General features: G+C 39.8%; 13 protein-coding genes. 10 read left to right on the plus strand and 3 right to left on the minus strand.

Going from position 1 to position 14,588, the window contains the following annotated elements:
• Positions 1 to 85 precede the first annotated feature (85 nt).
• Together HWV00_RS00400 and HWV00_RS00405 are read left to right on the plus strand one after the other, a co-directional pair.
• Entirely contained in the window at positions 86 to 2,572 is a 2,487-nt protein-coding gene (locus tag HWV00_RS00400) for a class I adenylate cyclase (RefSeq protein ID WP_211684213.1), read from the plus strand.
• A gap of 941 nt (positions 2,573 to 3,513) precedes the next feature.
• Entirely contained in the window at positions 3,514 to 4,170 is a 657-nt protein-coding gene (locus tag HWV00_RS00405; RefSeq protein ID WP_211684214.1) for a Qnr family pentapeptide repeat protein, read from the plus strand.
• Between the two features lie 639 nt (positions 4,171 to 4,809).
• Here HWV00_RS00405 and cyaY read toward each other — a convergent pair.
• Entirely contained in the window at positions 4,810 to 5,121 is a 312-nt protein-coding gene (cyaY, locus tag HWV00_RS00410) for an iron donor protein CyaY (protein WP_211684215.1), read from the minus strand.
• 76 nt (positions 5,122 to 5,197) lie between these two features.
• On the opposite strand from cyaY, the gene HWV00_RS00415 reads away from it, so the two are divergent.
• The 8 genes from HWV00_RS00415 (at position 5,198) to HWV00_RS00450 (ending at position 12,949) form a co-directional block, all read left to right on the plus strand.
• Positions 5,198 to 5,407, plus strand: a complete 210-nt coding sequence (locus HWV00_RS00415; RefSeq protein WP_211684216.1) for a lipoprotein — start codon at positions 5,198 to 5,200, stop codon at positions 5,405 to 5,407.
• A gap of 68 nt (positions 5,408 to 5,475) precedes the next feature.
• Positions 5,476 to 6,732, plus strand: coding sequence for a diaminopimelate decarboxylase (gene lysA, locus HWV00_RS00420; RefSeq protein WP_211684217.1), 1,257 nt, complete (start codon positions 5,476 to 5,478; stop codon positions 6,730 to 6,732).
• A 41-nt stretch (positions 6,733 to 6,773) separates the two neighbouring features.
• The gene (gene dapF, locus HWV00_RS00425) at positions 6,774 to 7,604 is read left to right on the plus strand and encodes a diaminopimelate epimerase (RefSeq protein WP_211684218.1); all 831 of its coding nucleotides are present in this window, start codon (positions 6,774 to 6,776) and stop codon (positions 7,602 to 7,604) included.
• Complete coding sequence (locus HWV00_RS00430; protein WP_211684219.1) at positions 7,601 to 8,326, plus strand: DUF484 family protein; 726 nt, start codon at positions 7,601 to 7,603, stop codon at positions 8,324 to 8,326. Before dapF ends, HWV00_RS00430 begins: the two co-directional genes overlap by 4 nt.
• Positions 8,304 to 9,272, plus strand: a complete 969-nt coding sequence (gene xerC / locus HWV00_RS00435) for a tyrosine recombinase XerC (RefSeq protein ID WP_304610845.1) — start codon at positions 8,304 to 8,306, stop codon at positions 9,270 to 9,272. The genes HWV00_RS00430 and xerC overlap by 23 nt, the downstream gene beginning before the upstream one ends.
• Positions 9,272 to 9,988 carry a 5-amino-6-(5-phospho-D-ribitylamino)uracil phosphatase YigB gene (yigB, locus tag HWV00_RS00440; protein ID WP_211684220.1) on the plus strand — a complete coding sequence of 239 codons (717 nt, stop codon included), beginning with the start codon at positions 9,272 to 9,274 and terminating at the stop codon, positions 9,986 to 9,988. Before xerC ends, yigB begins: the two co-directional genes overlap by 1 nt.
• 46 nt (positions 9,989 to 10,034) lie before the next feature.
• Positions 10,035 to 12,203: a DNA helicase II gene (gene uvrD, locus HWV00_RS00445; RefSeq protein ID WP_211684221.1), complete on the plus strand. Its 2,169-nt coding sequence runs from the start codon at positions 10,035 to 10,037 to the stop codon at positions 12,201 to 12,203.
• Between the two features lie 110 nt (positions 12,204 to 12,313).
• Positions 12,314 to 12,949: a chromophore lyase CpcT/CpeT gene (locus HWV00_RS00450; RefSeq protein WP_255554856.1), complete on the plus strand. Its 636-nt coding sequence runs from the start codon at positions 12,314 to 12,316 to the stop codon at positions 12,947 to 12,949.
• 81 nt (positions 12,950 to 13,030) lie between these two features.
• Here the strand turns inward: HWV00_RS00450 and rarD are convergent, their stop codons facing one another.
• Entirely contained in the window at positions 13,031 to 13,942 is a 912-nt protein-coding gene (rarD, locus tag HWV00_RS00455) for an EamA family transporter RarD (protein WP_211684223.1), read from the minus strand.
• A 97-nt stretch (positions 13,943 to 14,039) separates the two neighbouring features.
• Positions 14,040 to 14,534 carry a thioesterase family protein gene (locus HWV00_RS00460; protein ID WP_255554857.1) on the minus strand — a complete coding sequence of 165 codons (495 nt, stop codon included), beginning with the start codon at positions 14,532 to 14,534 and terminating at the stop codon, positions 14,040 to 14,042.
• Between the last annotated feature and the right edge of the window lie 54 nt (positions 14,535 to 14,588).

Genomic DNA, 14,588 nt, shown 5'->3' on the forward strand with positions numbered 1-14,588 from the left:
ACTTCTATGCCTGCCATATCGGCCAACTTTTATTGTAAAAAATCAATAAAATTTAAGCATGGTTTCTCCCATTTAAGGTTTTATTTTGCAGGATAAGATTGTTGAACTGAAACATAAAGCTAAGCGGTTCAATCAGCTTAGACTTGATCGTGCCTTATCCTTAATGGATGATCATGGGCGCGAAGTGACAGCTATTTTACCTCTTTTACTGCACTGTAATCATCCAAACCTACCTGTTTATCTAGATAGTGCAGTGCCATATGGCATCTGTTTATTTACACCGGACGAGCAACAACAAGATTATTTGACCTCACTAAACGTGTCATTAGATGATGAAAAATGCACGACTTGTTCGCCTATATACAGTTTATACGCAATGGGAAGTACGGGCTCGATTGGTCAAAACTGGCGTAGTGATTTAGATATTTGGGTTTGTCATGATCCGGCAATGAGTGAAACGGATGCTGCGTTATTAGAGCAAAAGTGCACACTAATAACGGCATGGGCAGAAACCTATAATGTTGAAGTTAATTTTTTCCTTATTGCTGAAGATAAGTTTAGAAAAGTTAATAATGCGGTAATGACGAAAGAAAGTTGTGGTAGTGCTCAACATTTCTTATTGCTCGATGAATTTTATCGCAGTGCCTTGCGGATCGCAGGTAAACCAAGCTTATGGCATATTTTACCGGTTGAATTTGATAATAATTATGATGATTATGTTGATGAATTGGTTGCTGGCGGCATTATTGACCGTAAAGAATGGGTTGATTTAGGTGGTTTTCCTTGTATTCCAGCTGAAGAATATTTTGGCTCGGCATTGTGGCAGCTCTATAAAGGGATTGATTCACCTTATAAGGCTGTATTGAAAACCTTATTAATGGAAGCTTACTCAGCTGAGTACCCGCATAACCGTTTGTTGTCACAAATCATGAAAGAAAACTTTCAATTGGGGTCTTCACAACAATTGGAGTTATCGCACGATACCTACTATCAGATTCTAGTTAAGGTAACGGGTTATCTCGAAAAGATGGGTGATAATGCGCGTGTTGATTTATTGCGCCGTTGTTTTTATTTAAAAATGTTCAGTGGTAATGGTGCTAATGAAAAACTGGCTCGTCCAGAATGGCATCGCACGTCAGTGGCTGAGATTATCAGTGAGTGGGGTTGGCATCCAGATCGCATTGCTCATTTAGATAACCGTGATAACTGGAAGATCGAGCAAGTACAAGAAGCACATCCAGAACTACTTGATGCAATGATGAAAGGCTATCGAAATCTGATCGGTTTTGCTCGTCGGAATAATATCAGTGAATCAATTAATCCCGCTGATATCGGTATTTTGTCACGTAAGCTATATGCGGCATTTGAGTCATTACCAGGTAAAGTCACATCGATTAATCCACAAATTTCTCCCGATTTATCTGAACAACAATTAAGTTTTGTACAAGTACCAGATGGTCGTTTTAATAACTCTGGCTGGTATTTATATAATTCGTCTTTAGAACCGATTGAAATAGTTGGTCGTAAGCCATTGGAACATAATGGTTATTTGAGCAAGTTAGTCGCTTGGAGCTATTTTAATGGATTGATGGTTAATAAGACGCAAGTCGATATATTTAATCAAGATTCAGATATGAATATCGATGTGTTGGATTCGTTCTGTAAAGATCTAAAGAATAAATTCCCACTTCGAGCGAAGCCTGCATCAAACCAGGCGCTTAGTCGACCTTGTGAGATCCGCGATTTATCTATTTTTCTGAATTTAGAATATGATCCGACTAACCACTGGGGAGGTCGAATTATTGAATTTGATACTAATACCAGTGATGTATTCTCGTTTGGTGATTGTAAAGCTTGCTTAGTTGGTAGTATTGATCTGATTTATCGTAACTCTTGGAATGAAGTGAGAACACTGCATTTTTCAGGCGAAGAGCGTATTGTTGATGCGTTAACGACGATCATGGGCAAGATGCATCAAGATGCCACAGAACCCGATTCTATAAAGGTATTTTGCTATAGCTTACATTTCCGTGGCTTGATCCGTCATAGTTTCGAGCGTTTAGTTCGAGATTGTATTAGTACTCGATTACAGCGCGATAAAGATCAGGTTGTTAAAGTTCTTACTATTAGTGATGACCGTTTTGGCATTTATTTTGAGCGTCGCGGTGTATCTATCCGTAAACTCGAAACATCACTCGATCTGTATCATCATATTTCAGAGCGTAAGCTGGAACAAATGCCGCTACGAATTGATAAAACGACGACGGCTGAAGGTACGCCGTTAGCTGTAGAGTCACATTCATCAGAAGGGTTAGTACAATTCTTTTTTGAAAATTATAAAAATGGTTTCAATGTCTATATAGTCGATGAAGCTAACCGTGTGGAAACTTATCAACATCTTAGTGGTAATAAAGATGAGCTGATTAAAGGTGTACACCGTTTTTATACTAACTCCCAAGAAGAATCGCGAAGTGAAGGTGCGTTTGCAAACTTTAATTTACCGCAATTTTACGACATCGTGTATTCAGAAAGTAAAGAATTAGAAGTAATTCCTTACGTATCCGCTAAATAACCTACCTTATTTTTTAATAATCCACATTTCTTAGTCGATTTTATCTAAATTGCTACTATTATTTTTTAATTTCATTTTTAGCGCGTAAGAGATCGACTATTAGCTATGTGGGAATATGCTGTTCTATCATTGTGGGTGTATTCGTTTTCGTCTATGTGATACACGTTGTCGCTGTTTTTAAGTTATTGATTTTATATGGATTATATTTTCGCGTGATCTAGATCTCGTTATTAAATTGGAAAAAGTAAGATTTCTGTATTGCGGCGAAATGGGATTACTTTATAGTGTGTATTCGAAAGGACGCACGAAGTAGTTGGTAAGGATTACTAACTTGATGATGGATTATCGAATAGGATTTACCACAGGATGTGGTCGCAAGGAAAAGTCTTCAGGATGAAGATGCGATGGACACTCAAAGGATTTGGGTTAAAGGACACCTCTAGGATGGAGAGGAAATAAATCGGAATGATTTATTGTACCAGGATGGTAATAAAAAAAACCCGATGGATTGGGAGTTAAACCTAAAGGAAATTAGGTTAGTCAATTTGCAGGGAGCAAAATTAGTTCAAGGATAGGGCTACATGACTACTTAAGGACGGCATTTATGCCGTCCTTTTCTTTTATCTGCAGTTTATCCACCCGTCACTTTTATTCTTTAAATACAGTGCTTGTATCGCTCATTTATTATACTACCCGAACCTGTTGTCGTTCATTTATTACCACCGTCAATAAAAGCGCCGTATCTTACGTCTGCTCTCTCTTCACTCATATCTTGCTGCCATTGAATTATCTTTATTTTATCTACTCATTTACAACTTTAGACCCCTTTAAACGCGCGTTATAACGACCTCTTTTTATTTAATAAATAGACTGAAATAGTGCTAGGTTTGATGAGCGTATTGGTAGTAATCTGATGCTAATTCGAGCAGGAGAACAAGATTATGAAGACGACTGATAATACATTCATTGAAGAAGATTTTTCTGATTTAGACTTAGAGTCGATGAAATTTACACGCTGCTATTTTTATCGTTGTGATTTTAATCATGCCCAATTAAGCGATGTAGAATTTATTGATTGTCAGTTTATTGAGCGCGGTAATATTACTGGATGTCGATTTGATTACGCTGATTTAAAAGGTGCGAGTTTTAAAAATTGTGATTTAAGCATGACTAGCTTTATTGGTGCGGAATGCTTTGGTATTGAATTTCGCAGCTGTAATTTAAAAGGTGCTGATTTTAGTCGTGCAAGTTTTGCTAATTATATTACGCAAAAAACGTTTTTTTGTTCTGCTTATATAACGGAATGTAATTTGAGTTATGCGAACTTTTCCGATCAGCGTATTGAGAAGTGCGATTTATATGAGAATCGTTGGACTGGCTGTAATTTACTGGGTGCGTCATTACAAGGTTCAGATCTGACTCGAGGTGAGTTTTCTGCCGATATGTGGTCGCAGTTTAATTTGCAGCACTGTAATTTAAGTTATGTTGATTTAACAGGTCTCGATCCAAGGCGGGTTAATTTAAATGGCGTAACGATTTGTACTTGGCAGCAGGAACAACTATTAGAACCCTTTGGATTAATAATCAGTGGTGATTAATCAGGTGATATGATCACGATCACATATTTATTACTGTTGCACTCATGCTTATGTACACGATTACTATTATTTATTTTATCGCTATTTTTAGCGTGTAAGAGATCGACTATTCTTGATTGTAGATAAAGTACTTATATTAAGGTGTGATCCTAGATGATAAATGAATGTATTTCTATTCATTTAATTGTTAAAGCCTATTCTCACGGTATTTGTAGTAATTTGTGCTAAAGGGTTAGTGTTTAAACTCTAATTATATTTGTTTTTTCTCGCTATTTATTGTTTTTAGGTTTGTTATATTTGTTTCCAGAGACGCAGGAAGTTCATCAGGATGATGACTTGGCTCTCTACATGAAACTGCAAGGATGTGGTGGATTACAAGGATAGCACTCACGGATTAAGAGTGAATAAAGGACACCTCCAGGATGGAGATGAGAAACAGGTTAGGATGACTTGTTAGGCTAGGATTGCCAAAGGAACAACTCAAAGGATTGGGGAAAAGTAAATCACCTAATGGATTAGGTAAAATGTCTAAGTGCAGGGAGCACAATCAGTTCAAGGATATGAGCTATTATGACAACGTAAAAGGGCTGCACTAGTTTCTAGTGCAGCCCTTTTCTTTTGCCTAAAATTAATTCTACTTTAGAAGTTAACTACTTCATTTCCTTGATTTTTAACCGCTTCTGTCAGTACTGCTGATAGAGATTGTTGAGTTCGGTTATCAATCCACACATCATTTATAAATTCAAAATGATGGCCATTGGCCTTTGTTGCTACCCATAGCTGATGTAATGGTGCTTGTTTGTTCAAAATGATTTGTGAGCCATCACGGCAGTATAAAGTCAGGATACTGTTACTGTTTTCATAATCAAGCTCAACATCACTGTCGTCAATGAGCTCTTCAAAGCTTATTAATAGTTCATCAACCTGTTGATGGAATTCTGAATCAGTCATTTTTTATTAATCCTATTGCTTTTAATTTTGTCAGTGCGATTATAAGGGATAGAATTAATTTATCATTGAGTCGGTTATGAGCCAAGTAAGAAAAACAACATTTATTACATTAGCATTTGTGCTTAGCGCTGGTTTACTCAGTGGTTGTGGTATTTCAGGGCCTTTATATGCACCTGGAACGGGACCTGATGCTAAAGAAGTACAGCAAACCCCAGCGCCAACACAAACAACCGAAAGCGCAGATAATGGTGTGGCGAGCAAGATGCCAAGTAGTGACGAGAAATAAACATAACATTGACACATGATGTGCAGTGAATGAGTTAGTTTACGAATTAAAAGAAAAGGAATAGAGCATTGGATTACTTTAATTATCAGGATGATGGCCAGTTATTTGCGGAACAATGTGCGGTTGCCGAAGTAGCAGAGAAATTTGGCACACCAACGTATGTATATAGTCGAGCGACAATTGAACGTCATTGGCATGCATTTAATGACGCCGCTGGTGAGCATCCACATCTGGTTTGTTATGCCGTAAAAGCTAATTCAAATATCGCTGTTCTAAATGTCATGGCACGCTTAGGCTCTGGTTTTGATATCGTTTCAGGTGGTGAGTTATTGCGTGTTATTGCTGCCGGTGGTGATCCAAGTAAAGTTGTATTTTCTGGCGTTGGTAAAACGGTTGAAGAAATTAATCTCGCGCTTGATCATCATATCCATTGTTTTAATGTTGAGTCTATATCAGAACTTGAACGCATTAATGACATTGCGACGAGTCGTGGCGAACAGGCCCCTGTTTCTATTCGTGTTAACCCAAATATTGACGCGGGTACGCACCCTTATATTTCTACGGGTCTAAAAGAAAATAAATTCGGTATTGATATTGATTTAGCGGAAGGTGTTTATCAAACCGCGAGTAAAATGCCGGGTATTAAATTAAAAGGTGTTGATTGTCATATTGGTTCACAATTGACAGAATTATCACCTTTCTTAGATGCTGTTGATAAGCTATTACTACTAATTGATAAATTATCATCGCAAGGTATTGTGCTTGCACATCTTGATGTTGGTGGTGGTTTAGGCGTTCCTTATGATGGTGAAACACCACCACAACCCGCCGAATATGCACAGGCATTAAAAGATAAATTAGCGGGTCGTAAATTGGCGCTTATTTTTGAGCCTGGTCGTGCGATTATGGCGAATGCCGGTATTTTAGTGAGTAAAGTTGAGTATATTAAACTTACTGAGCATAAAAACTTTGCTATCGTTGATGCTGCAATGAATGACCTTATTCGCCCTGCACTATATAGCGCGTGGCAAGCTATCGCGCCGGTGAATAAATCATTAGAGCGCGAGTGCTTAAACTATGACGTTGTTGGTCCAATTTGTGAGACTGGTGATTTCTTAGGTAAAAATCGTGATTTAGCGATCGCGATGAATGATTATATTGTTGTACGCTCTGCGGGTGCTTATGGTTCAACCATGAGTTCTAATTATAATTCTCGTAGTCGACCTGCAGAAGTGATGGTTGATGGTGATGTGGCGCATTTAATTCGTCGCCGAGAAGAGCTTGCAGAAATATGGAAAGATGAAGCAATTTTACCTGCAGAATAATATTTTACCTACTGAATGAAATAGGGGGGTTACAGGTTCATATGTTTATACAGTTCTCAAAGATGCACGGTCTGGGTAATGATTTCATGGTCGTAGATTGTGTTACTCAAAATGTATTTTTTAATAATGACAATATTCGTCGTTTGGCGGATAGAAATACCGGTATTGGTTTTGATCAACTATTAGTCGTTGAAGCTCCTTATGACCCTGACCTTGATTTTCATTACCGTATCTTTAATTCGGACGGAAGTGAAGTTGAACAGTGTGGTAATGGCGCTCGCTGTTTTGCCAGTTTCGTTCGCCATAAAGGGCTAACGAATAAGAACAAAATTGCGGTAAGTACCAGTTCTGGCAAGATCACCTTACAAGTTGAATATGATGGTCAGATAACGGTAAATATGGGCGTGCCAGAATTGGCGCCGGATAAAATTCCGTTTCGTGCAACGAAGCAAGAAAAAACCTATATTTTACGTGCATTAGACAGTACTGTTTTCTGTGGCGCTGTATCGATGGGTAATCCTCATTGTGTGACATTAGTGGATGATATTGAGACTGCGCCATTAGAAGATCTTGGTCATGCGATTGCGCATCATGAACGATTTCCTAATCGTGTTAACGCTGGTTTCATGCAAGTATTATCGCCCGACCACGCTAAGTTACGTGTTTATGAACGTGGTGTTGGTGAAACGCAAGCATGTGGTACAGGCGCTTGTGCTGCCGCTGTTGTTGGTCAATTACAAGGTAAACTAGGCCAAGATGTGTGCATAGAATTACCGGGTGGTAAATTGCAAATATCATGGCAAGGTCCAGGTAAACCTGTATTTATGACTGGCCCTGCGACACATGTTTACGATGGCCAAATTAATATATGACGGGCATCGAACCATTGAGCCAAAATGTGGAAACGCCTGCTATTTCAGAGCAAGATGTCATTGCTTTTTTACAGGCGGATCCGGATTTTTTTGTCCGTAATAATAGCTTGGTTGATTCTTTACCTATTTCTCACGGCTCTCAAGGCAGTGTGTCTTTAGTTACTTTACGTCTAGAGCGCCAACGCCAGCGTATCGCTGAATTAGAACTACAATTAAAGCAATTAGTCGCGATTGCTGCTGATAACGATAAGCTATTTCGTATTTATGCAGATATTTATACGGCACTCTTTAATTGTACGTCAGTCATGCAAATGCAACGTATTTTAGTGACTCAAATTCAATCTCAATTACCTCTCGCCGCAGTTAAATTACATTTAAACGAAGCATATTTTCACCTTAAATCTCAATATGCACCGCTGGCAATATCTGCGGGACAACTGGTCCGAATTCGTCAAAAACAGTTCGCTGGCGGTGATCATTATTTTGGTCCCGTGTCTGGTGTTGATAAAGCGTTATTGTTTGGACAGGATGCTCTCGTTAACTCTGTTGCGCTAATGGCGTTGGGTGAGCGAGGTGAATACGGTTTACTCGCTATTGGCAGTGCAAACGCGGAACATTACCAAGCTGGCATGGATAACTTGCTGTTAGGTCAGCTTTGTCGCATTATCTCTACCCTGTTACCGCAACTGATGCCTTCACGTGACAACGCTATCAAAAAATAATACTGCTGCAGGTAGTGAAGAATTACCTGCTAAATTACTGAAACCTATTGACCTATTTTTACGTTATATCACCAGTGAACGACAACTAAGTCTGCATACTGCTCGTAATTATCGCCGTCATTTGACGTTATTTGCCGAGCAAATGCTCACGTTCCCCATAACCGAATGGCGCTTGCTTGATGCTGCCCAAGTGCGAAAACTCGCCACGTTAAACCATAAACAAGGTTTGTCGCCACGCAGTCTTGCGACGAAACTTTCCGCGCTACGTAGCTTCTGTGATTACTTAGTATTACAAGGTGACTTAACTGCAAATCCTGCAAAAGGGGTTTCTGCACCACGCCAAAGTAAACCGTTACCGAAGAACTTAGATGTTGATGAAATACATCAACTATTGGCGGTAAGTAATAGTGAAGAGGCTGACGATCCGTTTCTCGTATTACGTGATAAAGCGATGATGGAGCTAATGTACTCTGCGGGATTACGATTAGATGAATTAGTGAATCTCGACTTAAAAGACGTTAAGTTACGTGAAAAAACCATGCGCGTGATTGGTAAAGGTGATAAGCAACGCCAATTGCCTATTGGTAGCGTTGCGATTGCTGCCTTAAAAGAGTGGTTAGCTGTACGTGATGAATATGCTGATAGTGCGCAACCTGCGTTATTTGTCAGTCAACTTAGACGTCGAATTTCACATCGAAGTGTACAAAGTCGTATGGCTAAGTGGGGACAACAACAAACATTAACGAGCCATGTTCACCCACATAAATTACGCCATTCATTTGCCACTCATATGCTTGAATCGAGTGGCGACTTACGTGCCGTTCAGGAATTATTAGGGCATGCTAATATCAGTACAACTCAGATCTACACCAGCTTAGACTTTCAACATTTAGCGAAAGTGTATGATGCTGCTCATCCTCGTGCAAAAAAGAAAAGAGAAGACTGATGAAATTCTATCGACGATTAAAGTCAATTAAAGCCATGAGTTTCGATCTCGACGATACCTTATATGATAACTATCCTGTGGTTCGTCGAGCCGAAGCATGGATGCATATGCATTTGCGCAGTCAATATCCACATATTACACATTTAGATGAGAGTGGCTGGTTGCAGTTGAAGCGTCATGTCATTCATCAACAACCCAGTTTGATCCATGATGTGAGTGCTATCCGTGTTGCTTGTTTAACGGCACTGTTCTTACGTCACGGCTACAGTGAACAAGATGCTAAGTCTGTTGCTCATCGTATTTTTACGCAGGTACTTGCGGTACGTAGTGATTTTATCGTACCTGAAAATACGTTCGCAGTACTATCAAGGTTAGCAGACAAGATCCCTTTGATTGCAGTCACAAATGGTAATGTCGATACCGATAAAATAGGGTTAACACCGTATTTTAGTGCAGTGATAAAACCCGGTAATGGTTTGAGAATGAAACCTTACCCGGATCTGTTTTCACTGGCCGCGAAGCAGTTGGATGTATCACCACAAAATATTCTCCATGTGGGAGATCATCTTAAATCGGATGTCGCGGGTGCTGTGACGAATGGATTCATGGCTGCGTGGTTTAATGACCAGCAAAAGTCACTCATGACGAGTAACAAGGCAACTCATTTACCTGATATTGAAATAACTCACTTGGATGAATTAACAAGCCTGTTATAATCCCTCTATTCTACTGATTAAATATACAGTCTAAGGTGACTAAATTATGGATGTATCTCTCTTACTGGACGGCCTCAACGATAAACAGCGTGACGCTGTCGCGGCTCCACCATCGAGTATGCTGGTTTTAGCGGGTGCTGGTAGTGGTAAAACCAGAGTATTGGTACATCGCTTAGCATGGTTAATGCAAGTTGAACAATGTTCACCTTATTCATTATTGGCTGTTACCTTTACCAATAAAGCGGCTGCAGAAATGCGTGGGCGTGTTGATAAGCTATTAGAAGGGCGCCAACAAGGCATGTGGATAGGTACTTTCCACGGCATCGCTCACCGTCTATTACGCGCACACCATTTGGATGCGGGCTTACCTGCTGAGTTCCAAATTATCGACAGTGATGATCAATTACGTTTATTAAAGCGTTTGATCAAAGCCATGAATCTTGATGAGAAGCAATGGCCAGCAAAACAAGCAATGTGGTACATCGGCGGTAAAAAAGATGAAGGTCTACGCCCTGAACATTTGCAAGCATATGACCCGATTGAACGTAACTGGATCAAGATCTATCAAGCTTACCAAGAGTCTTGTGATCGTGCTGGTCTTGTTGATTTTGGTGAGCTGCTATTACGATCTCATGAACTGTGGTTGAACAAACCGCATATTTTATCGCATTACCAAGATCGTTTTTCTAATATCCTTGTGGACGAATTCCAAGATACCAATAACATCCAATATGCGTGGTTACGTATGCTCACGGGTGATCGCGGAAACTTGATGATCGTTGGTGATGATGATCAGTCTATTTACGGCTGGCGTGGTGCGCAAGTGGCAAATATTCAACGCTTCTTGACGGATTTTAATGGCGCTAAAACGATTAAACTAGAACAAAACTACCGTTCGAGCAGTAATATTTTGAATGCTGCCAATGCCCTTATTGTGAATAACAGTGAGCGTATGGGTAAAGAACTCTGGACTGAAGATAGCGAAGGTGAGCCGATTTCATTATATGCGTCATTCAATGAAGTGGATGAAGCGCGTTTTGTAATAGGCCGTATTAAAGAATGGCAAGATCAAGGTGGCTCTCTGAGTGACTGTGCGATCTTATACCGTAGTAATGCTCAATCGCGTGTACTCGAGGATGCGTTATTACAAGAACAACTCGCGTATCGTATTTATGGTGGTTTACGTTTCTTCGATCGTCTTGAGGTTAAAGATGCAATGGCGTATATGCGTCTGAAGAACAACCGTGACGATGATGCCGCATTTGAACGTATTGTGAATAAACCCACTCGTGGTATTGGTGAGCGTGCTTTATCATTATTGCGTGATGCGAGTCGTGAACAAGGTTCGACATTGTGGCAAGCCGCGATCTATTTATTGGATAATAATTTGATTGCTGGACGTGCTGCGAGTTCAATCCGTAAGTTCGTTGAACTCATCACAGAGCTAGATAATGATGTTGCTGAGTTAGCCTTGCATGAACAAATCGATCATGTGGTTTTATACTCTGGTCTGAAATCTATGTATCAACTTGAGAAAGGCGAAAAAGCCCAATCACGTATTGAAAACTTAGAGGAACTGGTTTCTGCTGCACGTGGTTTTAAAATTCCAGATGACAGTGAAGAGATGACTGAGCTATCAGCCTTCTTAGCATTTGCTGTATTGGAATCAGCTGAAGGCCAAGCGGATGAGTTTGAAGATGCGGTACAGTTGATGACGCTACACTCGGCAAAAGGTCTGGAATTCCCAGTCGTCTTTATGGTCGGTGTGGAAGAGGGCATGTTCCCAAGTCAGCAATCGACTGAAGAAGCTGGACGCATGGAAGAAGAGCGCCGCCTTTGTTATGTCGGTATTACGCGCGCAATGAAGAAACTGTATATCAGTTATGCTGAATCACGCCGTTTATACGGTAAAGAAATGAATCATCGTCCATCACGTTTCATTCGCGAAGTACCTGAAAAATACATTGAAGAGATCCGTTTAAAAACACAAATCCGCCAACCAACACAATTTGGTCGTTTTAGTGCGGGTGCTGAAAAAATGTCATTTGAGTCGACGGGCTATCAATTAGGTCAGCGTGTATTGCATGCAAAATTTGGTGAAGGCATCGTGATGAACTATGAAGGTAGTGGTCCACAATGTCGTATTCAAATTGAGTTTGATCAACTTGGCAGTAAATGGCTTGTCGTTTCTTACGCTAGATTACAGGCTCTATAGTAAGGCTTAACTTTTTATAGTATAGTTGCGCGATTTTTTAGGATAGTATCACTGCATACTCAACGCTAACTTGGATGTTAGCGCTACTCATGTGGTTACAGGGAGTTATTTTGATATCACGGTTTATCATCGCGCTGATGTGCTTATTTAGCTCATTTGCTTATTCTGCTATATTCAAATCAGACAATACGCAGTTATTAACGCAGTGGCTATCAGGCGTACATAGATCGACGAATGATGTTATTCAAGGACGAGACGTTAACATCGATCTACGCATTTTTCCTATTTGGCAAGATCGTTTTGATGGTGAATGGTTATATATGGAGAGCCGTATTGTTGGCTCGCCGAACAAACCATTTCGCCAACGTATTTTGCAATTAGTGGCGACACCAAACGGTCTTATCCGTCTATACAGTTATTCAATTCCACGTGCTTCTGACTTTGCTGGTGCTTATTATACACCGAAGGTATTGATGAGCTTAACGCAATCTCAACTTAGTATTAGTAATAACTGTGAGCTATTAATTGAGCTGAAAATAACAAATACATTTGTGGGTGAAACAGACTCTAACTCATGTATTACTACGAGTCATTCTTCATCGCTAATCACGACATTTTTTGCCGTGTCGGAAGCGAATATTTCATTCTTAGATGGCGGTTATGATAAGTTTGGAAATCTTGTTCCAGGCAGACTTGATATACCCGTTACTTTTCTAAAGCTTGAAGATTATAAGCTGAGTGAGTAGAGAAAGTAATAAGCATCCTGCTTAGTTGATATATTTTAGGATGCTTATTATGATATTACGTAATGTCATTACTCTGTGTTATTACGATGACGTTTTTAAGAGTGCACGCTGATAACGGTTATGTTTAATACCATCCACACTGAACAATACTAATCCCGCCCAAATAAACGCAAATGTCATTAATGTTTCAGTATTTATCGCTTCATCAAAGAGCGTCACACCCATAATAAAGAGTAATGTTGGACCAATATATTGGAAGAAGCCAAGCGTTGATAGTGGCAGGCGTACCGCTGCATGATTAAAACACAATAATGGTATGGTCGTGACAAAGGCAGCACTGATTAATAATAGGTTTAAGCTCATGCTATTTGAGGCTAAGTCAGCTGTCGCAGAGTCTGCAATCAAGAATAAATAGATGGCAGCGACTGGTAGCATAATCATCGTTTCAATAAATAATCCAACAAGTGGATTGAGTTTTAACTTCTTACGCATCAAACCATAAAACCCAAAACTACAACTTAATACCAAGGCAACCCAAGGTAAATAACCTAACGAGATAACTTGAATTAAGATACCAACGATAGCCAGTAAAATGGCGACCCATTGTAATTTACGCAGTTTTTCAGACAGAAATACCATGCCAAGTAATACGTTAATAATAGGGTTAATGAAGTAGCCTAAGCTCGCATCGAGTAGATGGCCATTATTTACGGCCCAAATATAAGTTAGCCAATTGATACTGATGAGTAATGAAGTACAAAGCAGTAAGAAGATATTCTTAGGCGTTGATAGCACGGACTTAACCATCGGCCAAAATTTAAATAGGCTGACTAATACAGCAACAAAAATGCAAGACCACAGTGCTCGATGGGCTAAGATTTCATAGGCTGGTACTTCATGTAATTGTTTAAAATAAAGAGGAGCGAGCCCCCACATTACATAAGCAAGAATGGCGAATATCACCCCGTGCTTAGTATCATTGTTGGTTGTCATTGCTTAGGCCAGTTATTTGGATAGAAAAAAATTGATTGGCTAGCATAACAATGATGTGTAAACAGGGACAGTGATATTAATAATCTTTAATGCTCGTTTAGCCGACCAGATAGGTGCCTGTACCAAAGGCAATATGCACCCCTTCTTGATTATGTAATTCCATGCGAGTGACCGCGACTTTATTACCTGAACGAATAACATGTGCGGTTGCGGTAAATTCATCACCCCAACCAGGACGTAAATAATCGACGCGTAAATCAATCGTGCCTAGTGACTTTAGATTTTTGTGAAAGCTCTCGGAGTTTTTCACTTTCATCTGTGGAATTGCGGCCGCCGCTACTAACATACCGCCAGCAACATCAAGCAGACTTGCAGTTACACCTCCATGCAGTATTTTTCGAATTGGGTTACCAATTAATTTATCATCCATATTGATACGTAATTCAATGCTATCAGTCGTGTAGTTCGTAATGCGCATGCCGAGGAGATCGTTAAATGGCATCTGATTCATAAACATATCGCTAATGAAATCTAACATTTGTTGCTCTGTAAGTTCTTGGTCAATTACATCTTGTTCGGTCATTGTTCGCATGCATCCTGCTTAAGCTTTTCGTTGCTGTTATTAACTGAGTTACGTTAAGGTAAC

It is taken from the genome of Moritella sp. 24 (genome assembly GCF_018219155.1).
Classification (GTDB): Bacteria; Pseudomonadota; Gammaproteobacteria; order Enterobacterales; family Moritellaceae; genus Moritella.